Below are 25,501 nucleotides of genomic sequence, written 5' to 3'. Positions count from 1 at the left end.
AAACCGCCAGGTTGCAACCATAAAATATCCCACGATTCACAGGGATGTGATACCGGACAAAGCCAACCTCACAATGGCCGTACTCCTTTTGTGCCACCCCACCCGATTGTGCCACCCCACCCGGAACACACCTATTCATCTACTCATCCAAACGCAAGCCCTGCCTCAAACATGCCCTCTAATACAGAGGCTGACAAAACGGCTACCTGAGCTTTAAGGAGCCCCAGCTAAAGAAAAATCGGCATCAGAAGCAGGGAGATGACCGTCAATATTTTGCTCAATTCACGTTATTAGCGACACTAAATCTTCGCAGGAGAAAGCGTCGAGAAAAACTTATATCTTCCCTATTATAAATTGGGCAATAATCCAGGAACCTAGTAAACTAGGCACCGTATCTGGTCCGATTTCTCGAAAGCCAGCATCATCTCTCCCCCGATTGTAATCCGGGTTCGACACCAGAATTCCCTGCGACCGCGACAGTCTCTCTTTTACCTAGAAAGGTCATCACCATGCTCAAGCCCCTCGTTGTTATCACCGGTGCCAGCTCGGGAATCGGGGCTGCCACCGCCCAAACATTCTCTCGCAACGGTCACGCCCTGCTCCTGCTCGCTCGCCGGGCCGATCGCCTCGATGCGCTAAACCTCCCCCACACCATGACGCGAGCGGTTGACGTCACTGACCGCGACGCTCTTGCAGCGGCGGTTCACGAGGCAGAGGAGGTTTACGGTCCCGTTGAAACCATCGTAAACAACGCCGGAATCATGCTACTCGGACGCATTGCCGAACAGGCTGCGGAGGAGTGGGACACGATGTTTAACGTCAATGTTCTTGGCCTACTCAACGGCATAAAAGCGGTACTCCCCGGAATGGTTGATCGCGGTAGCGGCACCATTATCAACATTAGTTCGGTGGCCGGTCGCAAGACGTTCCCCAACCACACCGCCTACGTTGGAACAAAGTTTGCAGTACACGCTATGTCCGAAAACCTCCGTGAAGAAGTAAGCGGGTCAGGAGTGCGCGTCATCACAATTGCTCCGGGCGCGGTCGAAACCGAACTACTTTCACACACCACCAACCAGCAGATCAAAGATGATTACGAGACGTGGAAGGAATCCGCCGGTGGCGTGCTCGACCCTCAGGTAGTTGCCGAAGCCATCCTCTTTGCCAACTCACAACCGGCAAACGTCACCGTCCGCGAGATCGTTCTGGCGAGCACCGGTCAAAGCGCCTAGCTCCCTCCCGGTCTCAGCGTTTCGCAGCTAAACGCTCGTACACCACACAATCCACACGCTCGTGCACCGCAGCTCCCGGCTCGCTTTGCAGCCCGGACTGCGGTGCGGTATCACAATGAGCCAACACCCATACATCTGGGCTAATCTGGAAGGACAAAATAGTCACAGGAGGCGCACGTGATTGAACGTCGTAATGAAGTTGAGTGCTGGCTCACCGATATGGACGGGGTGCTCGTTCACGAGAATCACGCTATCCCGGGGGCTAAGGAGCTTATTGAACAGTGGAAAAACCAGGGGAACCCGTTTCTCGTACTCACCAATAACTCCATCTTTACAGCCCGTGACCTGAGCGCACGGCTCAACGCTTCGGGCCTAGATGTTCCCGAAGAAGCCATCTGGACCTCCGCCCTCGCCACCGCCGCGTTTCTCAAATCGCAGCAACCCGGGGGGACCGCATTTGTCATCGGCGAGGCAGGAATCCTCACCGCGCTTCACGATGCCGGATTTGTGATGACCGAAACCAAACCCGATTTTGTTGTTGTGGGCGAAACCCGCAACTACTCCTTCGAGGCCATCACCAAAGCCATCCGCCTCATCAATAACGGTGCCCGATTCATATCAACAAACCCGGATGCCACCGGACCAAGCAAGGAGGGCCCCCTCCCCGCAACGGGTGCCATTGCGGCACTCATCACCAAGGCCACCGGTAAGGAACCCTATGTTGTGGGTAAACCCAACCCTATGATGTTCCGCTCGGCGCTCAATCGCATCGGAGCCCACTCCGAAAATACCGCCATGATCGGTGACCGCATGGACACCGATATCGTGGCGGGCATCGAGGCCGGGCTTCACACTATCTTGGTGATGACGGGCATTAGCGATAAAGCCGAAATTGAGAAGTATCCGTTCCGCCCAGACGAAACGCTTGGCTCCGTTGCAGACCTCCTCAACACCGAACCCGCGGAAACCGCTCTCTAAACAAGTTCCCCAGGAAGCCAGTGTTATGACCGGCCATAACACTGGCTTCCATCAAGCCTTCGAACCGGCTGGAGCGATCCTACAACCCCGTGGTGGGTTACTGCTGTTCCAGCCCCAGGTCGGCCAGGCCGATGGCGTAGTGATACGGATATCCGGCAGCCTCAATGCGGGCACGGGCCTCGGTATTGCGATCGACCACAACGGCCACCCCAGCAATAATGGCACCCACCTTCTCGAGAGCCTCAATCGCCTTGAGCGGCGAGCCTCCGGTGGTTGAGGTGTCCTCCACCACGATCACGCGCTTACCCTCAAGATCGGGCCCCTCCACCTGACGACCCCGTCCGTGGTCTTTAGGTTCTTTACGCACAACAAAAGCGTCGTATTGTTTGCCCTCGCGAGCAGCAGCCTGGTGCAGAATAGCGGAGGCGATGGGATCAGCTCCCATAGTGAGACCACCAACCGCAACCACCCCATCCACTCCATCAATCAGAGGCAGCATCACCCGCCCAATGAGCGGGGCGACACGATGATCAAGACTCACACGGCGCAGATCAATGTAGTAGGTTGCCTTCTTACCGCTGGTCAGTGTAAAGTCACCGTGGAAAACGGCCTCCTCACGAATATGCTGTATCAGTTGTTCACGTGTATCAGTCATGACTCCCAGCATATCGTTCTGGATAGATATCAAAGACCCGCCCCGGCCTCGGCGTAAGCACAATTTTGAGCTCTTGACAAAGCTCAAGCATAGCCTGGGCACTAACGCAGGGAATTTCAAAATATGAGTACTGGAAAAATCTTAATTCCAATCCAATCTCAATGGATTACTCTGGTAACCTAAAGAATCTTTAACTATGACAAATACCGCCCTCATCCCCCAACACGTAGGGACTCAGCCTTACTTTCTCACCGTAGAGTCGAGTGCGATGAGGCTCTAACCCCGAAAGACAATAAACACCCCACCTCCGTCATGGAATGTGAGAGTTGAATGGAGAAACGTGTCGCTAAACGACATCCTCAACAGGCGCGTAAGCCCGGATGCCAATAGGCACGCGGGCTGGGTAGAACTTTTCTTTGACCTGGCATTTGTAGCCCTCATCGCCGTGGCGGTTCATGTACCCCACGACAATCCCCCACCCGGAACCATTCTCGTTTTTGTCCTCCTGCTGTTTCCACCCTGGTGGGCATGGATAAACCTCACGGCCACCATCAATCTCTTTGGGGCGGATTCTTTACGAACGCAAGCTTTCCTCATCGCGGCCATGCCCGGTATTGCAATGTTCGCGATCGCGATGCCGGCCGCTCTCGGAGATCTCGGGTGGCTCTTTGCCCTGGGCGGCGCATGGATACGGCTCATACTCTTTGTCGCCTGGCTACTCCCGATCATCATTGACGGGGTACAGATCGGCCTCTGGCGCCCGCTCAGCTACGGCCTTGCAACATCACTCATCTGGCTGGCCTCGATAGCGGTCCCCGCAGAATGGCGCTGGGGGTTTTGGCTGGCATCAATAGTGATTGAGGCCGTTCTTCTGGCTATCCCCAGCGGGATGACCTCATCCTTTTACGGGATTATCGGCGTCACTCACCTGGTCGAACGGCTCGGCCTATTTCTCGTCATCGTTGTGGGAGAGTCGGTCTACCTGATTATCGTGGGGCTCTCAAACCATCCGAGCGTTCTCGGCGGGGTGGCGGGGATCGCAAGCTTTCTCCTCATTGCCCTCCTTGCCCGAGCTGCGTTCCTCTATGGGCTGCGGACGCTCGAAGAGCGGTTAATAATCGCCCAGCAGAAAAGACGATTTCGAATCATTCGCGACTCGACCATGTACCTTCCGTTTTTTATCATCGCCGCGCTGGCACTGGCATCCGCCGCCATTGGGGCGGCAGTTCGGGAACCCGAGACACCGCTGCCCCAGGGGGAGCAAACCATGCTCCTCGTCGGAGTGCTCGGCTTCTACTTCACCAACGCCATCGCCTCGCTTCAACTCGGTGAGACGATCTCCCGAATTGTGCGCTGGCTATTACCCGCCATCGCCATCATTGTGATGTGCGGTTGGGTCAGCACAAACCTCCCGTCGTGGCTGCACATCACCGTGTTTGCCGCCGGGGTGGTCGTGGTGTCACTTATTTCGCTGTTCCGTAACCGCGCAGGCACCCGCTAAAGAGCGAGGTGTCAGTCGGTTACGGTGCAGCGGTTGCGTGTTCCCGCATCGCACCGCTCTCACGCACTGATCGGCGCGAGAGCTCGGCGGTAGCGACATCGGTCAGCGAACGCCCCCTGGTTTCCGGGGCAAAGAACTGCGAAACGAGAGCACCCACCACGCACACCCCGGCCATAGCGGCCATCGCAAACGGCACGTTCCACGCCAAAACAACGGGAAACGCAAAAGTCCCAAAAGCGGCACCCACCCTGCTCACGGAGGTCACAAAACCAACACCGGTGGTGCGAATCGCGGTGGGGAAAAGCTCCATCGGATAGACGCCGCAGAGCACAGAGGCCACACCGTACGAGAACAGGTAAACAAAAAAGCAGATAACAATTATGGGTGCGGGCAAAAACTCGGCAAATGTCACCACAAGCAGGGCGGCCGCAGTGGCCCAAAACGGAACGATCAGAAGCTTGCGTCTTCCCACCCGATCAACCAGCAGGCAACCCAGCGTTACGCCCGCAAGAACGACGATTGTTCCAAAAAGAGCGGTAGCAATGGGGTTATCAATACCCAGCGTGGCGTAAACATCTGCCTGAAAGAAAATAATCGCGAAGTAGGGCAGCACCAGACACACCCAAAAAGCGGACACAAAAAACGTGCGACCCAATTGACCGGGGTGGAACAGTGCGGAAACCCGGGTGCGGGTGTCTTTTTCAGCCTCAAAATCTCCCGATTCAAGGGTCCAGCCGAGCCTGGCAAGCACAGCACGTGCCTCCTGAACCCTGCCCTTACTGAGCAACCACCGCGGAGACTCGGGTAAACCGTGACGAGCGATCAAACAGATGATAGCCGGAATCGCGGCGGAGGCAAGCACCCAGCGCCACGCCTCGGGAAAAGAGGCTGTGATCAGAAAACCAATGGCAAAGGCTACAACGTAGCCGACGTTCCAGGCGATTTGTAAACTCGACCCGAGCCTGCCTCGAATGGCTCGGGGAGAAAACTCGGAGAGCAGCGGGGTGCCAATAGCATAGTCGGCACCGATGGCCAGACCCATCAAGAGCCCGAGCACAAACAGATGCCACGGCTCCTGGACAAAAAACATGAGCACCGCCGTGACCGCAAAGCAAAACAGATCGGCAATGAACAGGGGGCGTCGACCGTAACGATCAGTGAGCCAACCAAAGAAAAATCCACCAACAAAGATTCCAACGAGGGTCGAGGAGGAGATCATACCCAACCAGAAGGGATCCGTTCCCAGCTCGGTTTTGAACGTTTGTAACGCCAGAGTGACCCCGATGACCGCAAAAATATATCCGTCGATAAACATGCCGCCAGCCGTTACCAGGGTTAACCGGGTGAGGAAGCGTCGCGCTCGCGGATTCATTACTTCGGCTGAGGCACTCTGTGCGTCAAGGAAGCCGGTGGGAGTGGGTGAGGACATAGTTGTATACCAATCTCATCGTCGAGGGGCCGGAGCCCGCACATCGGTATCCACGACACTACTGTTAGTTTTCTCTAGAACAAATAGAGTTGCGCATATGGCAAGCTTTAGCTCTCTTCATACCCCAGAGCGCGCGCGAGCTCTCTCGCATTTGCCGCCACGTAGCGGCCAAGACTTTCCAGGCGATCGCCAATGCGAACCTTGGGTGCACTCACGTTAATTGCAGCAACTATTCGTCCAGTAAAATCCTTAATTGGCGCAGATACCCCCACCACACCCAACTCTAACTCCTCATCAAGAAGCGCGTATCCCCTTCTCCGAATACGTCCAATCTCGGTGAGCAAAGACTCAAAATCCGTCACGATAGCTTTTCCCTCCGGCGGGATTGTGAGAACAGAAAAGCCACCCACGCTCGGCGGTATCGGCCCAACGATGGGATTATCCCGCCCGTGCTCCCCGTACCACTCGGCAAGCGAGGCGCGATCCCAATCAGAAAGCAGTACCCGACCCGAGGGCGTGCGCCAGGCCGCAGTGGTCACCCCCTCCCAGCCCGTTGTGCGAAACTCGTGCGGACTCAATTCGCTGAGAACGGTGAGCACATTTCCACCGCGCAAAACGCACAGGTGAGCGGTCTCCTTTGTCGTTTGGGAAAGCCTCCGCAGTGCCGGTCGCGACTCCCGTATGAGACGGTTTTCTACCGTTCGACCGGCAAGAGCGTAAAGACGAGAGCCCAGACGATACGCCAGGGTATCCTCGCTCCGCTCCACGAGGCCAGCGTCGGCCAAGGTTGCGAGCGAGCGCGAAATAACCGCCTTGTCTCGTCCCGTCATGTGGGCCAGACGCACCACTCCAAGGCCCCCCGACTCTGCAGCCTCTGCCCCACCAAGCAGTTCAAGGATTTCAATATCACGGGCCAGGCCAGAGGCGTTGCGGCGTGGTTTTCTCTCGACCGTCATAGCGCGATTCTAACAAGATAAATTGCCATATAAACAACTCCTAGTGGCACATTGGCATCATTATGTTCTATGGTGAGTGGGTCACGCACTCAACGCGGAGAGGACTCATCAGTGTACATTGGCGAAAGTTTTATTGGTAGCGGCGTCAACGCGGCTCACATCAACACCGTCTTCGGGGCACGCACCGGCCCCGCCGGCACGGCCTGGGCCAGCTCGTTGGCCTCACCCAGCGCCGGACACGTTCCCTTTGTTGCCGTTCTTGCCCCCTCCGTTCCGGTGAAACCACTCACCCTTTTTGTTACCAAGGCGGCACCCACAAACGACACACACGGGACTCTCATCTGGGGTCCGGCCCAAGCGGGCGTAGCGGCGGGTGTTGCAGACGCCGTGGCGGATGGAACCCTCCCCGGCGCAACCATCGAAGAAAACGTGGTGATCGCGGCGGTGTGGGTCAACCCCGACGCGGACGATGCCGATACCGTATACCGCAATAATCGCGAAGCTACGGCGCGCGCGCTCCGCAACGGCCTCATCGGCGAACCGCATATCGACACCGTGCTCGCCGCACGCCACCGACCGCACAACCCCTTTTACACAGCCCCCACCGGCGACCCATTCACGGAAAAGAAACAATGACAATAATCACAACCCCCACCGTCGGTTTTATCGGCCTCGGCAGCATGGGCAGCGGGATGACGCACAACCTCCAGAGGGCGGGCTTCCCCCTCGTTATTACCGATCTCAACCGGGCGGCCGCAGCTGACCTCGTCGCGGCGGGCGCTCGCTGGGCGGGAACAGCTGCCGAGGTTGCCGCCAGCAGCGACCTGGTGATCACCATGCTACCCACTCCCCGCCACGTCAACGAGGTCGCCACCAGCGACAACGGCATCCTCGCGGGGATCAAAGACGGCGGCACCTGGGTGGATATGTCCACCTCGATTCCCGAGGTGACAAACACCATTCGTGAGGCAACGGCGTCACGCAATCTGCGTATCCTCGACGCTCCGGTGAGCGGCATGTCTGCGGGCGCCGCAGCGGGTACCCTGCAAATCTTTATCGGCGGCGAAGCTCAGGACGTCACGCGTCTACGACCCGTTTTTGAGGCAATGGGAGACTCCGAAAAGATTCTTCACGTGGGTGGTTACGGTGCCGGATACGCCGTCAAGCTCATGATTAATCAACTCTGGTTCTCCCACCTGGTTGCAACGGCAGAGGTGCTCAGCGTGGGTGTGCGTGCGGGTGTTGACCTGGGGGTACTCCGCAACTCGTTGATTGCCAGCCCAGCCAACAGCACCTTTGTGGAGCGTGATGTGCTCAGCATCCTCGAACGCGGTGACTATGACGAGGGGTTTGCCCTGGCTCTCGCGTGTAAGGACCTTAGCCTCTCGAGCGATCTGGCCCGCTCCGTTGGTGTTTCGGCAGATCTTTCCGCCCTGGTTGAACAGATCTTCAGTAGGGCACGCGTCTCCTACGGCGACCATGCGGGAGAGATGGCACCTTTCCAGCTATATGAGGACTCGATTGGTACTCCGCTACGTTTCGGGACACCCGGCGCGGAAGCGACACCCGGGTCTGAGTCAACACCCGCTGCCGCACCCGTAGCTTCTTTTACACCGGGCTCCTTGACCGCACGGGAGGCCTAAACCCATGGACATCACCGATTTCAACACGGGTCTCTTCTCTCTGCGCGGCAAACAAGCCATCGTCACCGGAGGAAACGGCGGCCTCGGGCGCGCCTTCTCCGTGGCCCTCGCGGCGGCGGGCGCCGATGTTTTTGTTCCGAGCCTCGTCGATGACGACGGCACAACCGAGAAAATGGTCACGGACAGGGGCGGACGCTACCGCTTTATGGTCACCGACATCACCGAGTCCGGCGCTGCCGAACGGGTGATCACGCGGTGCGTGGAGGAATTGGGGGGCCTGGACATCCTGGTCAACTCGGCGGGCATCAACCTTCTTGACAGCGTGACCGAGTTTGGCCGTGAGAAGTGGGACCCCATGGTCTCCGTAAACCTCACCGCGGCATTTGAGTTTGCCCATGCCGCAGCACGCGTTATGCTGCCACAGCGCTCCGGTAAAATAATTAATATTGCCTCACTCTTTTCATTCCTCGGTGGCAAACAATCCCCGGCTTACGCCGCTACTAAGGCGGGTCTGGTCGGGTTTACCCGAGCCTACGCCGATGAACTTGGCGAGTTTGGCATCCAGGTAAATGCACTCGCTCCCGGTTATTTTGCGACACCGCTTACCGAAAAAACCAGGTCTGACGAAGCGGCAAACGCTCGCATTATTGACCACATACCCACGGGTCGCTGGGGCACTCCCGCCGATCTGATGGGGGCCCTCGTTTTTCTTTGCAGTCCCGCTGCCAACTATGTCACCGGGCACACTCTTGTTGTTGATGGAGGATACCTTGTCCGCTAGCTCATCCCGCACAAACGCTACCCCGAATACCGGCGAGGACGTCACCGGAACCGTTGGTAGCACCGCCGAGGGCACCAACATCAACACGGGCGGCCCCATCAGCACTACCGGCTTTGCGTCCCGCTCCGCGCTGAACCGTGAGCAGATTACGGATACCCTCTCTGCGATGCTCGGACCGGAACAGGTAGACACCGACGAGTCCGCCCTCCGCGCGGCCAGCGTTGATCGTTTCAAAAAGTACACCGCGGCACACGGCATTTTTAACGGACCCTTCCCCAGCGCAATTGCCTACCCGCGTAGCACAGAGGAGGTCGCCGCCGTGCTAAAGTTCGCGAACGAGAACCAGATCGCGATTGTTCCACGCACCGGGCGCACCGCAACCGAGGGCGGGCTGGAAATCGTGATTCCCAACTCCATCGTTCTGGACGGTTCGCAAATGAACGGTATCCTCTCGGTGAACCCAATCGACATGATGGCAACCGTGCAGTGCGGCGTTCCACTACAGCAGCTTGAGGATGTTCTACGCGAGCAGGGACTCACGGCGGGACATTCCCCGCAGTCAAAGCCCCTCGCACAATACGGGGGCCTCACTGCAACCCGATCAATCGGCCAGTTCTCAACGCTCTACGGCGGGATCGAGGATATGGTCGTAGGGCTTGAGGCGGTTCTACCCGACGGCACCGTGACCCGTATTAAAAACGTACCCCGCCGCGCGGCGGGGCCGGACATCCGCCATCTCGTGATCGGCAACGAGGGCGCGCTCTGCTATGTGACGGAGGTTACCGTCAAGATTTTTCCCTATCAACCGGAAAACAACCGTTTCTTCGGGTACCTGGTTGACGATTTTGCGGCAGGAATTGAAGCTCTGCGCACGCTGGTCACCGCCGGTTATCGCCCCTCCGTGTGCCGGGTTTACTCACCGGAAGATGCCCACCAGCACTTTGCTCATTTCTCCGAGGGAAAAAACGTTGTGGTTTTGGTGGCCGAGGGGCCGCGCCCGCTAGCCGAGGCAACGGCCACCGCCATCGAAGAGACATTTTCCACAATCCCCCATGTTCGGGTGAAGGACAGCCTGATCGAGGAGTGGTTTAACCGTCTCAACTGGGATCAGTCGGCCATCGATGCGGAAAAGGCCGACATGGTTGCCCGCAGCCACCTCGGATACACAACCGAGGTATCCATCGATTGGTCTCGCGTGGGTGAACTCTACACCTCGGTAATGCGCCGTATTCGCTCGGAATTTCCGCACGCAGACGACCTCACCATGCTCGGCGCACACTCCTCGCACAGCTACCAGACCGGTACCAATCTCTACTTTGTGTATGACTACTGGATCCGCTGCGAACCACAAAACGAAATCACCGAGTATCACAAACCACTCAACGCCATCATCGTGGAAGAGGCACTGCAATTGGGCGGCTCAATGGTGCACCACCACGGCATAGGCAAGTACCGCACGGCGTGGACGTCCGAGGAGCACGGGTCCGCCTACGAGCTACTCACCCGGGTCAAGACCGCTCTTGACCCCAACGGAATCATGAACCCCGGCACCATTTTCCCCCTCGCGCGGTAGCAATCGTGACCTCTTATTTTGTCGCGATTGATAGCGGCTCCCAGAGCACAAAGGTGCTGGTTGTTGACGAAGGCGGCACGGTTCACGCCTCCGCCCGCATCGGGTTGAAACCCTACGAGCACCCATCCCCGGGCCTGGCGGTGCACCCCGGGGATGATCTGTGGGAATCCATCACCTCCGCCTGCCAGACCGCCCTGTCCCGATTTGCCGGCCCGCGAGAAAAAATCGTCGGGGTGGGACTGTGCACAATTCGATACTGCAGAGCGCTAATCGCGACTAACGGAACCCTCGTGGAGCCCGTGCTGAGCTGGATGGATAAGCGGGTCGGTCTGCCCCACAGCGCCACCCACCCGGGAGTTGCAAAACTCGCCGCATCCTCCGGATACATCACACACCGTCTGGTGGGCCGCTTTGTCGACTCCGCCGCCGCGTATCAGGGGATGTGGCCGATCGATCAGCACAGTTGGCGCTGGTCCGAGGACCCGTCCGCGTTTATGCGCACGGGCATGTCACCCGAAATGCTCTGCGATCTGGTTGACCCCGGCGATCTGCTCGGCACGATCACCCCCGCGGCCGCGGCCGCAACCGGTTTGGCCATCGGACTCCCCGTCTTTGCCACAGCCAACGACAAAGCGGTAGAGGCGCTGGGGGCGGGACTCACCTCACCCAATCAGCTTCTGCTCTCACTGGGCACCTACATTTCTTCTCTGACCCCCGCGACAGGGTATACGGAGGGCACCTCGTACTGGAGCAACTTTGCCTCCCGACCCCACCAATACCTAGCCGAGAGCGAGGGGATTCGCCGGGGCATGTGGACCGTGAGCTGGTTTCGTTCGCTGCTTGAGGGTGCGTCGCCGGAGGACATGCTGAGCGCGGGAATCCTGTCCGAGGGAACCGCGCCCGAGGGCACACCACGCGAGGGCACCCCAGCCCGCGGTGACCGCATCTACGAGATGGAGGCTCTGCTCGACGCGGAGGCAGCGGCCCTCCCACCCGGCAGCGACGGGCTCTTTGCCGTGCTCGACTGGCTCGCCCCGGCAGCTCACCCCACCCGCCGCGGCGCGCTGCTCGGATTTTCCGGCACGCAGGGCAGAGCCCACATTTATCGCTCCATCCTCGAGGGAATCGCCCTCACCATGGCCGATAACGCCGAGGCTATGGCGGCAGAACTGAACCGTTCGTTTGACACCGTCATCGTTTCTGGCGGCGGTGCGCGCTCGCGTATCCTTCCGCAGGTTATGGCCGATGTGCTGGGCCTTTCCGTTCGCAGTGCAGAAACCGACGATGCCGCGGGAATCGGTGCGGCCATCTGCGCGGCGGTCGGATCGGGCACGCACCCCGATTGGGACACCGCGGTGGATGCCATGACGCGTCTCTCCGACCCGTTGCTCCCCTCCGCCAATGCGGCCGTGTACGCGCGTCTTCGCCCCAGGCATCGGCGCGTTCGCGAAGAGATACGCAGGCTATCGGCCACACTCTACGCTGAGGAATAATCACACACCCACCAATCGCACAAGCCCGGCCAGCAAAAATGCCCGCACACACCCAACCTGCAAACCCCAAGCCGCAAGAGCAGCAACACAACCCCAGCGACGAAAAATCGCACACCCGCTATGCAAGAGCAGCAACACAACCCCAGCTGCGCTCGATAGAGTTGATGCCGTGAGAATCGCTACCTGGAACGTAAATTCTGTTCGTGCCCGTGTGGATCGCGTCGTGGACTGGCTCGTGCGCGAAAAAGTGGATGTACTCGGCATGCAGGAGATCAAGTGCCGCCCCGACCAGTTTCCGCGCGCGCAATTTGAGGCCGCAGGCTACCACCTCGAAATTCACGGGCTCAACCAGTGGAACGGCGTTGCGTTTGCCAGCACACACGAGATGACGGACGTGACCACCACCTTCGACGGCATGCCGGGCTTTGGCGAACCGGTACAGCCCACCCTCGACGGGACGGGCCCCGTAACCGATACCAACAATCTCCCGCTGGAGGCCCGCGCGCTGGGAGTCACCGTTGACGGGCTGCGCCTGTGGTCTCTCTACGTTCCCAACGGCCGTTCGCTCGACCACGATCACTTCTCCTACAAGCTTGAGTGGCTGCGCGCACTACACCGCAACACAGAACGCTGGCTTACCGAAGATCCGGCACTGCGTCTGGCACTCATGGGCGATTGGAACATCGCCCCCTTCGACTCGGACATGGGAGACCCCTCCTTTGTACCGGGAACCTCCACTCACATATCAGAGCCGGAGCGCAGCGTATTCCACAGCTTCGAGGGGCTGGTAAGCGACGCGGTACGCCCATTTGCGCCCGAGGGATTCACCTTCTGGGACTACAAACAGCTACGCTTCCCCCGTGACGAGGGCATGCGCATCGACTTTATTATGGCTTCGGAAGCCTTCCGCGACCAGGTGATAGCCGCCCACATCGACCGAGACGAACGCAAGGGCGATGCCCCCAGCGACCACGTTCCGGTGGTGGTCGACCTGGACCTCTCACTGAGCGATCACGACGACTACGAATCAGAGGACGACCTCCCCATGATCTTTGGGTAGGTGCCCAAAAGTAACGCCACCACGTGCACTAGTCATCGTGGTGGCGTTACTGAGAGGACACGCTGGTCACCCCTCAGGGCGAAGGAGTTACCGGGTCAGGCTCAGTCTCCGCTTGCGCACCCAGGCCGTTGCACCAACCAGAGAAGCACCACCGAGCAAAAGCGCTAACGCCCAGACAGCAATCCGTCCCAGATCCGCACCCGTCTCGGACAGGCGCTCCAGGGGTTCAGCGTTCGGGGGCAGCAAATCCCCGTCATTCCCCGTGGGTAGGGGATCATCGACGGGTGGAACAACCTCCGCGGGAGGAGTCGGAAGAGGCTCGTCTGCCCCCTCCAGCACAGTAAAGGTGGCCTCAGCATCCACTCCGCCCTGCATCGCAACAACACGATGCGCCCCCGCAACCGTATTACTCGGCACGGTAAAGGTGAGAGAAACGTTACCCTCCGTATCCGCCACCACAGAACCCAGATCAACAGGATCCGAGTACATTAAAAACGTAACTTCTTCCCACGGAGCAAACCCGCCGGGAAGAGAACCCGCTGAAACACTCACAACCGGGGCGGGGAACCCCACCACGGTAAACTCAAAATCATAGGCAAGGCCCGCGGTAGCTTCGTCCGGGAGGCCGGAAATCGTCGGACTGAGTTCAAGCATAAAGCCGTCGGAGTAAATACGCGGAGGCTGTGGGGTACCGGCAAGGGTTGAGAACACATGCATATCAACAAAACCCCCGGCATGAGACGGTGTCGTTACGCTCCACGTACCGTCAAGATTATTCGTCAATCCGGTACCCGATACACCATCAAAAGTGACATCTGTTATCACAAAGACCAGGGGTGGCACCATTGTCGGTACACTTTTGTTGTCGAGAGTACCATCGCCCAATTGTCCGTTGGCGTTGCGACCCAAGCCGTAGACTTTGCTATCCTCACTCAGCACCACCGAGTGTTCGCTACTGGCCGACCCCCAGGCATAGACGCTGCCATCATCATCCACCGCCAGCGAATACGAACTAACCGCACTCACCTGAGTAAATTTCACCCCGCGAGAAAGCGACACCGGCACAGGGGTCAGCGACCGGTGGTGCCGCCATTACCTAAACGCCCATTAGCGTTGTTGCCCCACGCATACGTATTACCGTCCTCACCAATTGCCAGCGTGTGGTTCGTACCCGCACTGATCCCTATAAAAGGCACCCCCAGAGGTTCTCCCGTCACAGCACCCCCCTTAATCGGTCCCGTACCAAAATCCGGGGCAGCCCAAGCAGCACTCCCGTCACCTAACACGCCGATTGCTATGAGCGCAGAAACAAAACGACCCTTATGACGTGCAGAACTAAACAAATTCACCTAATCCCAAAAAATGACTGCAAAAATTGAGTCCGCCTCAAAGCGGCGAACCCTCTCCCCGCCTAAAGAGTAGCACGGGCCTTCTACACCACTAGACGGTATCAGCACGTTTTCAGCATGATTAGTTCTTCAGACGTATACTCATGAGGCAATCAACGCATTTACACATCGATCGCTCGAGAAGCAAATACAAAAAGGCAATGGACCCAACATGAGCGGAAGGTGTTACGGATAAGGTAACGCCGCCGCGTAAGCAAATAACTGGGAAAACTGTATCCAAGGAGAAAACACAGACAAAACGGAGGAAATCACGAAATAGTTGTAGGGTCGCAAAAACCGAGAAAAGCGGATGCTTAACCAAGCAGACAACGGGCACGACGGAATACAACACGAGGGGATAACTCATGGCTTCGACAGTTCTCGCACGAACATCGCTGAAGATTGCCACGGCAACAACCGCGGGAGTGCTCCTGTGGGGACTCACGGCCTGCACTAACCCCGTGGATTTTATCGCGGATCAGGTGTCACAGAAGGCAGACGAAGCGGTTACCGGGATTTTGGGCGAGAACTCCGAGCTACAGGTTGATACGGGAAACGGCGTTGATCTTCCCGCGGCCTGGCCCAGTGACCTCCCCACCCCGCCCGGCAAGATCACGCTCTCCGTGACCACCAAAGGTTCACCCAACATCACAACCACCAACGTCACTCTCGATCAGATCAATGCGTTTGCTGATGCAGCCGTAGTTGCGGGCTATTCAAAGTCGATGAACGTTGCAGCCGGTGACAAATCCGTTATCACCCTCACCAAGGAAACGGTATCGGTCACGATTGCCACCGGTTTCTCTTCCGCAGTCTTTACTTTCTCCGGCGTATAGGGGCGCTGGGCAGTCGCCGAGGTGGACGGATTCCCACACTCACGAAAGAACGGTTGTGAATCGATCGCCCTTTTGGGGACCGGTCACGGTCACGTCTACAGACGCTCCTTGAGCCCGCTGCGGAACCGCAACAATATATGTCTTCGGCGCAAAGTCTGCGGTACACACCTCGTCGGCGGGCGCCTCCAGCGTAATATTAACCCGGTTAGACGACCCCGTATTCCAGTCAATTGCCGATGGGAAATTTGCGCAGCTAGAAGAACCCCACACCGTCAGAGAAAGCTTTGTCTTATCCTCCTGCCACAGCACGAGAATATCAGGCGCACCATTGGGGCTTAAAGGATCAGCAGGAGCGTTCTCGGGGGTCCCCAGGAAGCTTTCCTCCACCAGCGATGTAGTACACCCGGTGGTGAAGAAGAGTCCTCCTAATACAACACATACAATACTTCTTCGCAAAAGCCTCATAGCAACCTTTTCCACACCCTCATAGCGTACTCAAAAAAGCGGCTTATCAGGTCTGACCAGAACTATACCCAGCTTATCCCGGGTGGCCTCAAGCCCGGTAGAGAACAAAAGGCTTGACATTCTATTAGGACCGTCCCAGGACGCTTCAAAGAGCATGTTCCGAGTCTTGCAGATAATGAGAGACGAGTTCCTGACCACACTTAGAGATATAAGAGTTTGAATGTTGCTGAGCGCTCGTTGCGTGCAACATGACCCGATGGTGTGTCAAAAACAATCTTTCTGCACACAAAATATCCCCGCTCAACTCCGAGAACCAAGAGGACCCGAGTCGACCTTCCAGAACCGAACCTCCACAGACTGTACTTATTTTCCAGAAACACTACAACCAAACAGGATCACGGTCATCAGCTTATTGTGGCCACTCACCACAAAGCAGTTGCAGACAGTTGCGACAGCCAGTTTGTCACCGGGGAAAACAGACTAAATCCTATTGGGTAGGGGCTTCTGACTATCCTGGTCTCTCCGGCGGCTCGCCAAGCCGGGTTACTCCTGCCGACCGCGGATGAACTCCACGAGCTGTTCCCGAGTGGGGTATGACGCCTGCGCGCCGTGGCCAGTGGCCGCATAGCTTGCCACCGTTGAGGCAAAGCGGGCTGCCGCAACCAGCGACTCCCCCTCGGCGAGACGCAGGGCAAGCGCACCCATGAACGCATCGCCGCATCCGGTGGTGTCAACCGCCGTTACCCGAGGTGAGGAGATCTCGTGAATCTCACGGTTTTCCGTGATGACAACACTGCCGGACGCGCCCAGTGTGATCACGGCCGCGGCAACACCGTGTTGCTGTAGGGCATCCGCTATCGCAAGCCACCCCCCGTCGCTTGGTGATATCCCGGTGAGGCTGTGCGCCTCGTGTTCATTCACCAGAAGGATGTCGGTGAGCCGCAGCATCTCGCCGGGAACCTCTGCGTAGGGGGACAGGTTAAACAGCACCCGTGCGCCGACCGCATGCGCGCGCCTGGCCGCGTCCAAAACTGTTCGCGTGTTGATTTCGAGGCACAGGCACACCAGCGCGGTATCGTTAAACGCGGCCTCGGCCTCGTCCAGGTGTTGCCTCCCCACTTGGCCGTTGGCTCCGGGCGATACGATGATGGTGTTTTCTCCGCGCCCGTCAACCGTGATCACGGCGGTTCCCGTTGCCACCCCGTCGAGCGTTCTCACGTGAGTGTGGTCTACCCCGGCGCGCGCAACGCTTTGCTTCAGGAAGTCGCCGTGAGCATCGGCGCCCACCGCCCCGATCAGAGTAACGTTGCCGCCGAGCTTGCCCGCCGCAACCGCCTGATTTGCTCCCTTACCGCCGGATACAATCGCGAGTTCTGAACCCTGGAGCGTCTCGCCCGGCTGGGGAAAACGCTCGGTGTGAACAACCAGGTCGGCGTTGAGGGAGCCGACGACGGCAATTCGCGAGTTCTGCACGAGAAGCCTCCTCTGTTGATAAGTGAGGTAGGTGGAATGCACGGTCGCACCTGCAACTCCACGTGTCTGAGCATACCTCACCGTATAAACACGGCGAGATCCGTGACGACACATCTTTGTTCACAGCCGAGGGGATAAAGCGTCTCAAAGGCAACGAGTGGAGCGGGGCTCTCACCCGAAAAGAAAGCGGCAGCGATTTATCCACCGCCGCTTTCCCGTGAGTAACACCTGCCCTATTCACACGTGCTTCTCGCACTCATCATGAATCAGCGGCAGTTACCGGTTCAGGCTTCGGATAAACCTGTTCCATGTCCTCCAGGAAGCTTGTCACTGAGGTCGAGGCATAAATACCTGGTTCGCCCGGCTGTGCACAAGTTCCTCCACCTCGGCTAACAACCCCAATCTGATAGAAGTCGCTACCTATTTTTTTGAACAGGGGCCCACCAGAGTCACCATAACACGAACCAATTCCCGCTCTTCCCGCACAGATGTTCTTATCGGTAAACATACCGGACACATGTTCCCAGGCAGCCGCACATTCATTCTGGCTCAGGAGTGGCACCTGCACTTTTTGAAGAATTGATGGGTCATGTGGAAGATGCGGATCTATATTGCCCCATCCCGCTAGCGTCGCAAGACTCCCGGGACGGAGCAGTGCATCAGTTCCCGGCGTGGGAAACTTTACCGGATAAATATCGTCAATGGATTTGTCAAGATAGAGAACAGCCGTGTCATTTTTATCGTCAGCAAAAATGAGTTCAACTTTTCGGACGTGTCCCGAGGATTTATCGTTAAGATCATTCCTGCCAACAACCACTGTCAAGTTGGCAACATCCATGGGCTCTCTAACACAGTGGTATGCGGTAAGAACAGAACCCGAGCTAATCAACGAGCCTGTACACTCGTGCTTACCCTTGTTCTGCACCGAGGCAACAAACGGAAACTCACCCTTGCGGGCATCTCCGCCCCCGATCACGTAGGGCACGTCGCTATTGCCCCCCGTGTCACCGCCGTCATGTTCAATCCCTTGTGCCTGAGCGCCTACAGCGCCGGCAGTGAGAGCCAGCAGTGTAATTGCCACAGAAGCAAGTCCCACAACTAGTTGTTTACGCATCATCAACACCCTTTCCTTAATCTAACTTTTTGTATTAGATAAGTTAGCATACTTAAAAAGACTGTTCATAATATTTAATTAGACTGGGGGCCATCTCCGCGCAACAACAATCTGGTCCAAATTCGGCATCCATCGTCAAGACCGCTCGCTCTCGCCGCGGATTTTTCAGGCGTCCGCCCTCTCCCGAGACCCTCTTTGGTCGAGAGCGCGATCTTAAAAATGTAGGTCACTCCACCTCATCCCCTGGGCCGCTCACATAACTTTCCCAGAAAAATAATGTTCTGATAACGCTCAGTGAGCGCTCTGGAGATTTATTGGTTCGGCAAAGTCCGGTTCAGTAGAGCGTGACGTGCCCCCAGAAGGCACTATCTCAAGGGATCCATCTGAAGAATGACATAAAGCACGGCGTGTACGCGGTCCCGCCGGCCATCACCACCCAGGGTTACCCTCATGGGCCTTATTGGTAGCGCAGTGACCGCGCAGGCGCAATCTTTATCTTAAGAAAACACAGCCCGACCATCACCCTCACAGCTCGGAGAAGAAGGGACAACTCCTGGCTCTGAAAAGATGACGCAACACGCCAGATACCCCCCAACAGCAGCAATGTTTTTCGTATTACCAGCAACGGTGCAAGCAGCGCCACCTACAACACTAACCCAAAGAAACCTGCACAGCGCGAGCACGGGTAGCTATAGAAAGTTTCCAAAATTTCACTTCGTTATTTCCCCTAAAGTAGCACACCAAAATAGCGCAATACTTGAATAGACAAGCTCTCTCTTTTATCGGTCTTCGTGACACTTTCATTGCCATAAACTCAGCCCACTTGTAAGGCGGGTCAAAAACAGTTGACTCAAATATAGTGTTCACAACCGCTGGCAAAGTGAAGACGAAATATGCTCTTTTTGCAATACTTAAACACTTAAAATCCGCACAGAAGACGCACATTTAACCGCGGAAACCCGAGGCCAAAAACACTTTCATAACATTCCGCTCAATACTTACCAATTCGAAGGTAAACAAGTTTCTAAACGTTAAAAGTAACAGCACGCCAACCCGTTGCCGCCGCACCGAGCAGTCCCGAAAGTGACCCGTTATGGGCACGCACAAGTGCCGGAGAACCCGGCCGACGGGTCATCAAACGCATAAACTCCGCATCGAGGGCATCCGCAAGCACCCCGGGGGCGGTACCAAGACCCCCACCCAGCACAATACGCTCCGGGTCGATAAAGCTCACGATCGAGTCGAGCGCCCCGGCAAGGGCCCGGCCCGCGTCACTCAAAAAGTCACGTTCCATTCCCGGCCCTGCCGCAGCACGGGAGGCAATCTCGCGGGTTATCAAGTGCTCACCGGTGAGCAGGGCAAACCTCCTGCTTAGACCGGCTCCCGACACGTACTGCTCCAGGTTATGAGCACCCAAAAGTTCAAACTCCCCCGGAGACACGGGCCACTCCCCCAGAGCGATCGCCTCGCCCCGATAACCGGTCAGGATGCGCCCCTCACTACCAATGGTGCTGGAGAGCCCCGTTCCGAGCGACACGTACACAAACGAGGACAGATCACGCGCCGCGCCAAACAGCATCTCGCCGACGGCGCCGGCCCGAACGTCCGACTCCACCAGCACGGGCACCGAGCCCGCGGAGTCCCCCAGCACACGCTGCAAGACCTCTTCCAATACCCGGCTCGGCTGCTGTCGCCAGGAGATCACCTCGGAGGCTGTGAGCCGCCCCCGGGCATCCACATACTCGGGAAATCCCGCCCCCACGGCGGCAATCGAGACCGGCCCGAGCGGAGAGTGCCCGGAACACACACCCCGTAGAAACCGTTCGACCTGCGTGCCGAGGTGTTCAACGTCGGACACGGCCCGCGCAGTATTCCGAGTGGGCCACTGTTCCTGCACTAAAACTTTGCCGTGTGAGTCCACCAGACCCACGAGTGTTTTTGTACCGCCAACGTCGATACCGAGTACCGCACGCGAAGCATCGGTGTGCATTCTTAGGCCTCTCGAAACAGTGAGGCTTCGAAGCGGTACGCGTCGCCCCGGTAGGTGACCCGTCCGAGGATAATGGGACGGTCGGCGAGGTCAAAAGCAGTCTCTTCGCCCACGAGCACGGGGTCACCCTCCCTCAGGTCCAGCTGCTGCGCCACCTCGGGGCTCACCGCCTCGGCGTGCACCGCGTAGTCGCTACGCACCACCCTCACGTGGCTCAGGTGTTCCAGCGTGTGATACAGCGACGTGTCGTTAAGGTTGGCCTCGACCAGCTCCGGGGCCCTCGATTGGGGGATGATCGACACGTCAACACCGATGGGGGTGGAGTCAAAGCCGCGGATTCGCGTGAGGTGGATAACGGGTGCGGCGGGCGAAATCGCCAGCGCCTCGGCCTCCAGCATGGTACTGGGGCGAAGCACCTGACCCACCACCCGGGCAGTTGCCCGGAGACCCTTTGCCCGCGCCAACTCGGTAAAGCTGCGCAGTGCTTTGGGCTCGGAAACGTGATCGGTGTGCACAAACCAGCCGCGCCAGGCGGAACTGTCGAGGTATCCCGATTCTTCAAGCAGGGCCAAAGCCTTACGCAGCACGCCCCTGCTCACACCGACCGTTTCGGCCAGGTCACGTTCGCCGGGAAGCTTCGCGCCGGGCGGAAACACGCCCCGCTGAATCAACTCCAAGATCGTGTTGTGAGCGGCAAGAACCGTTTTGCTCGGGGCGCTCCTGCGGGGTACTTCATCTCTACTCACAGGCTGTGTCGGCATACTGTTCCTCGGGCGGGTCGGGAGTGTCGGGTGTATCGGACGTTTGAGGGGCGGGGGCTTAGGGGTGTGGGGGCGAGGAGGAGATCGCGGCGGAGTCCACGTACAGTCCCGCGTGTGCTATCTCTCGATACACTGTAGCGGGCCACTCGGGGTCATACCCTGTGGCCGCGCTGAGCCGAGCGACAGCCGCCCGTTTGCCCTCACCCTGGGCGATCATCGCCGCGCGCTTGGAGAGCGACGCAATGGTACCGATACCCACCGTAACACCGTGTGTGGGGACATCATCGAGCGATCCGTAGTCGGGGAAGGTGGCGAGGTTATCGATGCGGGTTTGCTCGGCGAGCTCCACCACCCGCGTCTGTGAGTCTCGAGCGGATCCCGGGGGATTAAAGGCCACGTGGCCGTCTCCGGCCCCGCTCGCGAGCAGAAAAAAGTCGATTCCTCCCGCGTCCGCGAGCCGCCGGTCGTATTCGGCGGGTGCGGCAGGGTTGGGGAACCAAACGCGGTCATCGCTAATTGCGGAGGCCCGCACCTCACTCATCGCAGAGGCCAGAACCCCACCCGCGGCAACCTGCGCACCACCCGCAGAAGCCAGCGCACCGCGGGCAGAGGCGGCCCGCGCCCCCGCGTTGAGCACCTCCTGAATCTCGACGCGCGCAAATCGGCGGCACGAGTAGTGCACGTCGGCGGGGACGTGCTGCCAGGAATCGCCGTCGGGTATCACGTAGTCATCCATCATGGCGATGATCACCCGGTCGAGGCTCAGGCCGCGATCCCGAACCTCAGCCGCCAGGTGAGCGTAGGTGCTGCGCGGGGTGCGTCCACCGGGGCAGCCGAGCACAAACCCTCGGCCCTCCCGTTCCGCGTCGTGCATGAGGTCGGCGATCTGGCCCGCGAGGTGGTGGCCCAGATCGTCGTCTGTCGCAAAAATATACGGATTTTGTGTCACTGGTTATTACTCCTTTACCGCCCCCGACACGATGCCCGAGATGAAGCGTCGCTGGAGGAAAACATAAACAATCAGAATGGGAAGGGCCACGATCACGGCGGCGGCGGCCGTCACCGCCGGATCGGTTGTGCGCTGGCTGCCCGCAAAGAACGACAGTGACAGGGGGGCTGTTTGCACGTCGGGGTTTTGCGATACGAGCACAAGAGGCATCAAGAACTCATTCCAGGTAAAGAGAAAGAGGAGCACCGAGAGCGTGCCGAGGGCGGGCCAGGCGATGGGGAGATAGATTTTGAGGAGCGCTCCAAAACGGGAGGCCCCGTCAACACGAGCCGCCTCGAGCAGCGAGGTGGGTACGCTCACGAAGAAGGTACGCATCCAAAACACCCCGAGTGAAACCGAGGTGGCGATCTGGGGAAGGATGAGCGCCCAATACGTGTTGAGCAGCCCCATTTCTTCGAGCTGGTAGTAGAGGGGGATAATGAGACCCTCGTAGGGAACCACCAAACCCACCAGGAGCAGGGCGGCGAGCGCCCACTTGCCGCGAAACTTCATGGTGGCAAGCGCGTAGCCGCCGAGGGTTGAGAATATCCCGGCACCCAGCACCACGGCAAGCGCAACGATGGCCGACGAGATGAGGGCCGAGTCGAAGCTGCCTCGGGTCCAGGCCGTGAGGTAGTTTTCGAAGGTCACGCTCGTGGCGGATGAGGTTCCGCCTCGGGTGGAGGGCGAGAGCGAGAGCAGCAGGATCGACGCAAAGGGGTACAGGGCGAGGAAAGCGCCCACTATGAGTACTGCATGGCCGATTATTTGTTCGGAACGTTTTTGCTTCACGCTGAGACCTCCTTTCGTGTGCGGCGGCGCGATTCTTGCGGGCGGCGCGGGCCTTTTTCCTGCAGCAGGTACATGGTGAGTCCTACGGCCGCGAGGATAATGATGGTGAGCAGCACGGCCAGGGCGGAGGCCCCTCCCACGTCGCGGGTCATGAACGCCCCCTGGTACACGTAATATGACGGCACGGTGGTGGAGGTTCCGGGTCCACCCGAGGTGGTGTTCCACACGATGTCAAAGTTGCGAAGCGCCGCGGTAATCATGAGAACAAGGGCGACGCTGATCTCGCCGCGCAGCCCGGGGAGGGTCACGTTAAAGAACTCGCGAATGGCACCGGCACCGTCGAGTCGGGCGGCTTCGTAGAAGTCAAAGGGGATTTTTTGCGCGCCCGCCATGAACAGCACAAAGCCGAGCCCAAACATGATCCAGGTGCCGATGAGGCCCACCGAGGGGAGCGCGGTGGTAAAGTCACCGATCCACGCGCGGGTGAGAAAACCCAGACCGATGGCGTCAAGGAGGCCGTTGAGCGGACCGTTAATGTCGTAGATCCAGCGCCACGCAACCGCCACCACCACGGTTGACAATATATAAGGTATAAAAAGCACCGCTCGAAAGAACGTGAGACCGTACACCCGGATGCGCGAGATGATCGCCACAAAACTGAGCGCAAGCACGCTGGGGAGCAGCGCGTAGAAGATGATAAAGACAAACGAGTGCAGCAGCGCTTCCCAGATGAGGGGGTCGCTGATGACCGCCGCGTAGTTTTCCCCACCCACCCACACCGCCTCGGTGATGCCGTCCCAGTCGAAGAACGAGATCCACACCGATTCGGCGAGAGGTCGCAGCAAAAAGATTCCGTAGAAGGCAAATGCCGGGAGCAGGTAGAGGTACGCGACGTGATCGCGCCGCGGGCGGCGGCGAACCGGACCGACCGATCCGTCGCCGCCCCTGCGGGACCGCGTACGCGGTGCGTGTGACAGTGCGCTCATGGTCGATCGTGACTAGCGCTTGTCCTGGAAGGTAGTCCAGTTGTCCTGAACGTTTGCGAGGAAATCGGCGCTGGTGGTGCGTCCGGCCATGACCTCTTGCAGACCCGAGGTGAACGTGTCGTACATGGTGTCGGTTGCCCAGTCGTACCAGTACAGCGAACCGTTGTTGCTCAGCAGCTCGTCGGAGGCTGCCACAAGGTCGCTGAACATGGGGGTGGGTGCCGTGACATTTTCGGTCTGCACCGGGACCCGGTTTACATCGGCTAGGTTCTGGGCAAAGTCGGCGGAGTTGATCATCGCCACAAATGCGATGGCTGCCAGCTCGTTCTTGGTTTTGCTGCCGATATGCCAGGGCATTCCAAAGGAGGCCGAGGAGGCCGTTGTTCCCGACTCTCCGGCGGGTGCCGCGATAAACCCAAACTCTTCGCTATCCGAGATGGTGCCCGCGTGCCAGTTGCCGCCGATGTAGAACGCTCCCGTACCGTCGGCAAAAGCCGCCGCCGCGTCGTCGGGGCTCGTGCCGTCGTATCCCGGGCTGAGATACCCCTCGTTCACCCAGGTGGTCCAGGTGTCGAGTGCGGCGGCATTGGTGCTGACGTTAAAGTCTGCGCCGTCCTGTCCCGTGATCCAGGCGACGGTGTCGCTCGCGGGGGTCAGGGCTCCCTGCACAATTGAGAAAGCCTGCATTGCGGTGGTCTTATCCGCGTTGCCAAACGTGATGGGCTGTTCCCCCGACGCCTTGATCGTGGCGAGCGCCGCCTCAAAGTCGCTGAGCGTGCTCGGAGGGGTGATGCCCAGGTTTGAGAGGATTGTCTTGTTGTAGAAGACTCCCACCATCTGATTATCGGGAGACATCCCGTATGTGGTGCCGCTGCCAAACACCTGGCCGTCGTCGGACCACTGAAGCTGCGAGATAGCGTCCCCCACCGCGTCCGCATAACCGTACACCTCCGCCACGTCGTCGAGTGGGCGGATAAGCCCTGCCTTGACGAGGGTTCCGTCGGTAGAGTACCCCTGATTGCCCTGGGTGACATCGGGTGCGGAGTCGCTGTTCATTGCGTTGACCACAGTTTGCACAAGGTCTTCGTAGCTCTTGTACTGAATCTTGAGTTCCACGTTGGGGAACTCGCTCTCGTAGAGCGGCTTGAGGAGCGTGAGGGTGTCCTCTTCACCCTGATCCGCCCACACGTTGAGGGTGATGTCGCCGAGTTCGGCCACTTCCTCGGCGGTAACCGGGGCCGTGATTGTGGTGTGGCTGACCCCTCCTGCCGCGTCACCAGATCTGCCGGGAGGCGAACATGCGGCGAGCGAGGTGACCAGCGCAAGACCAAGCGCACCCATTCCTAGTTTTTTGCCTATTCCAAATGAAGCCCGAACCGTATCGGCACTGATGTGTGAACTCATGGG

24 protein-coding genes are annotated in these 25,501 nt (G+C 58.6%); 10 read left to right on the top strand and 14 right to left on the bottom strand.

Features of this window, described 5'->3' with window-relative positions; all coding sequences use genetic code 11:
- The first annotated feature begins 509 nt into the window (after positions 1–509).
- Positions 510–1,232 carry an SDR family oxidoreductase gene (locus FrondiHNR_RS01025; protein ID WP_279353403.1) on the top strand — a complete coding sequence of 241 codons (723 nt, stop codon included), beginning with the start codon at positions 510–512 and terminating at the stop codon, positions 1,230–1,232.
- Positions 1,233–1,412: 180 nt separating this feature from the next.
- A complete protein-coding gene (locus FrondiHNR_RS01020) occupies positions 1,413–2,210 on the top strand; it encodes an HAD-IIA family hydrolase (RefSeq protein ID WP_279354438.1) in 798 nt (265 codons plus the stop codon).
- Between the two features lie 97 nt (positions 2,211–2,307).
- On the opposite strand, the gene pyrE is transcribed toward FrondiHNR_RS01020, so the two are convergent.
- A complete protein-coding gene (gene pyrE, locus FrondiHNR_RS01015) occupies positions 2,308–2,865 on the bottom strand; it encodes an orotate phosphoribosyltransferase (protein ID WP_279353402.1) in 558 nt (185 codons plus the stop codon).
- Between the two features lie 340 nt (positions 2,866–3,205).
- Here pyrE and FrondiHNR_RS01010 point away from each other — a divergent pair, with 340 nt between their 5' ends.
- On the top strand, positions 3,206–4,366 hold the full coding sequence (locus FrondiHNR_RS01010) for a low temperature requirement protein A (protein WP_279353401.1): 1,161 nt from the start codon (positions 3,206–3,208) through the stop codon (positions 4,364–4,366).
- Positions 4,367–4,385: 19 nt separating this feature from the next.
- Here the strand turns inward: FrondiHNR_RS01010 and FrondiHNR_RS01005 are convergent, their stop codons facing one another.
- Both FrondiHNR_RS01005 and FrondiHNR_RS01000 read right to left on the bottom strand, forming a co-directional pair.
- A complete protein-coding gene (locus FrondiHNR_RS01005) occupies positions 4,386–5,795 on the bottom strand; it encodes an MFS transporter (protein WP_279353400.1) in 1,410 nt (469 codons plus the stop codon).
- 107 nt (positions 5,796–5,902) lie between these two features.
- Positions 5,903–6,751 (bottom strand): IclR family transcriptional regulator, encoded by an 849-nt coding sequence (locus FrondiHNR_RS01000; RefSeq protein WP_279353399.1) that lies wholly within the window; start codon positions 6,749–6,751, stop codon positions 5,903–5,905.
- Positions 6,752–6,862: 111 nt separating this feature from the next.
- Here FrondiHNR_RS01000 and fae point away from each other — a divergent pair, with 111 nt between their 5' ends.
- The 6 genes from fae (at position 6,863) to FrondiHNR_RS00970 (ending at position 13,301) form a co-directional block, all read left to right on the top strand.
- Positions 6,863–7,387, top strand: a complete 525-nt coding sequence (gene fae, locus FrondiHNR_RS00995) for a formaldehyde-activating enzyme (RefSeq protein ID WP_279353398.1) — start codon at positions 6,863–6,865, stop codon at positions 7,385–7,387.
- Complete coding sequence (locus tag FrondiHNR_RS00990; protein WP_279353397.1) at positions 7,384–8,394, top strand: NAD(P)-dependent oxidoreductase; 1,011 nt, start codon at positions 7,384–7,386, stop codon at positions 8,392–8,394. The genes fae and FrondiHNR_RS00990 overlap by 4 nt, the downstream gene beginning before the upstream one ends.
- Before the next feature lie 4 nt (positions 8,395–8,398).
- Entirely contained in the window at positions 8,399–9,175 is a 777-nt protein-coding gene (locus FrondiHNR_RS00985) for an SDR family oxidoreductase (protein WP_279353396.1), read from the top strand.
- Complete coding sequence (locus tag FrondiHNR_RS00980; protein WP_279353395.1) at positions 9,165–10,748, top strand: FAD-binding oxidoreductase; 1,584 nt, start codon at positions 9,165–9,167, stop codon at positions 10,746–10,748. Before FrondiHNR_RS00985 ends, FrondiHNR_RS00980 begins: the two co-directional genes overlap by 11 nt.
- Before the next feature lie 5 nt (positions 10,749–10,753).
- Complete coding sequence (locus FrondiHNR_RS00975; protein WP_279353394.1) at positions 10,754–12,241, top strand: FGGY-family carbohydrate kinase; 1,488 nt, start codon at positions 10,754–10,756, stop codon at positions 12,239–12,241.
- A 169-nt stretch (positions 12,242–12,410) separates the two neighbouring features.
- A complete protein-coding gene (locus FrondiHNR_RS00970) occupies positions 12,411–13,301 on the top strand; it encodes an exodeoxyribonuclease III (protein WP_279353393.1) in 891 nt (296 codons plus the stop codon).
- Between the two features lie 87 nt (positions 13,302–13,388).
- On the opposite strand, the gene FrondiHNR_RS00965 is transcribed toward FrondiHNR_RS00970, so the two are convergent.
- Both FrondiHNR_RS00965 and FrondiHNR_RS00960 read right to left on the bottom strand, forming a co-directional pair.
- Positions 13,389–14,327: a hypothetical protein gene (locus tag FrondiHNR_RS00965; protein ID WP_279353392.1), complete on the bottom strand. Its 939-nt coding sequence runs from the start codon at positions 14,325–14,327 to the stop codon at positions 13,389–13,391.
- 44 nt (positions 14,328–14,371) lie between these two features.
- Positions 14,372–14,650 carry a hypothetical protein gene (locus FrondiHNR_RS00960; RefSeq protein WP_279353391.1) on the bottom strand — a complete coding sequence of 93 codons (279 nt, stop codon included), beginning with the start codon at positions 14,648–14,650 and terminating at the stop codon, positions 14,372–14,374.
- A gap of 404 nt (positions 14,651–15,054) precedes the next feature.
- Here FrondiHNR_RS00960 and FrondiHNR_RS00955 point away from each other — a divergent pair, with 404 nt between their 5' ends.
- A complete protein-coding gene (locus FrondiHNR_RS00955) occupies positions 15,055–15,525 on the top strand; it encodes a hypothetical protein (RefSeq protein ID WP_279353390.1) in 471 nt (156 codons plus the stop codon).
- A gap of 39 nt (positions 15,526–15,564) precedes the next feature.
- Here the strand turns inward: FrondiHNR_RS00955 and FrondiHNR_RS00950 are convergent, their stop codons facing one another.
- From FrondiHNR_RS00950 to FrondiHNR_RS00910, 9 genes are all read right to left on the bottom strand, one after another.
- On the bottom strand, positions 15,565–15,990 hold the full coding sequence (locus FrondiHNR_RS00950; RefSeq protein ID WP_279353389.1) for a hypothetical protein: 426 nt from the start codon (positions 15,988–15,990) through the stop codon (positions 15,565–15,567).
- Positions 15,991–16,533: 543 nt separating this feature from the next.
- Complete coding sequence (locus tag FrondiHNR_RS00945) at positions 16,534–17,463, bottom strand: ribokinase (protein ID WP_279353388.1); 930 nt, start codon at positions 17,461–17,463, stop codon at positions 16,534–16,536.
- Between the two features lie 259 nt (positions 17,464–17,722).
- Positions 17,723–18,577: a serine protease gene (locus tag FrondiHNR_RS00940; protein ID WP_279353387.1), complete on the bottom strand. Its 855-nt coding sequence runs from the start codon at positions 18,575–18,577 to the stop codon at positions 17,723–17,725.
- Between the two features lie 1,024 nt (positions 18,578–19,601).
- Positions 19,602–20,567: an ROK family protein gene (locus tag FrondiHNR_RS00935; RefSeq protein ID WP_279353386.1), complete on the bottom strand. Its 966-nt coding sequence runs from the start codon at positions 20,565–20,567 to the stop codon at positions 19,602–19,604.
- 2 nt (positions 20,568–20,569) lie between these two features.
- Entirely contained in the window at positions 20,570–21,328 is a 759-nt protein-coding gene (locus FrondiHNR_RS00930) for a GntR family transcriptional regulator (protein ID WP_279353385.1), read from the bottom strand.
- A gap of 58 nt (positions 21,329–21,386) precedes the next feature.
- On the bottom strand, positions 21,387–22,277 hold the full coding sequence (locus FrondiHNR_RS00925) for a 6-phosphogluconolactonase (protein ID WP_279353384.1): 891 nt from the start codon (positions 22,275–22,277) through the stop codon (positions 21,387–21,389).
- A gap of 6 nt (positions 22,278–22,283) precedes the next feature.
- A complete protein-coding gene (locus FrondiHNR_RS00920; protein WP_279353383.1) occupies positions 22,284–23,108 on the bottom strand; it encodes a carbohydrate ABC transporter permease in 825 nt (274 codons plus the stop codon).
- Complete coding sequence (locus tag FrondiHNR_RS00915; RefSeq protein ID WP_279353382.1) at positions 23,105–24,094, bottom strand: sugar ABC transporter permease; 990 nt, start codon at positions 24,092–24,094, stop codon at positions 23,105–23,107. The genes FrondiHNR_RS00920 and FrondiHNR_RS00915 overlap by 4 nt, the downstream gene beginning before the upstream one ends.
- A 12-nt stretch (positions 24,095–24,106) precedes the next feature.
- Positions 24,107–25,498: an extracellular solute-binding protein gene (locus FrondiHNR_RS00910; protein WP_279353381.1), complete on the bottom strand. Its 1,392-nt coding sequence runs from the start codon at positions 25,496–25,498 to the stop codon at positions 24,107–24,109.
- Between the last annotated feature and the right edge of the window lie 3 nt (positions 25,499–25,501).

This window comes from Lysinibacter sp. HNR (assembly GCF_029760935.1).
Lineage (GTDB): Bacteria > Actinomycetota > Actinomycetes > Actinomycetales > Microbacteriaceae > HNR.
This window is presented reverse-complemented; position numbering and strand designations above follow the sequence as displayed.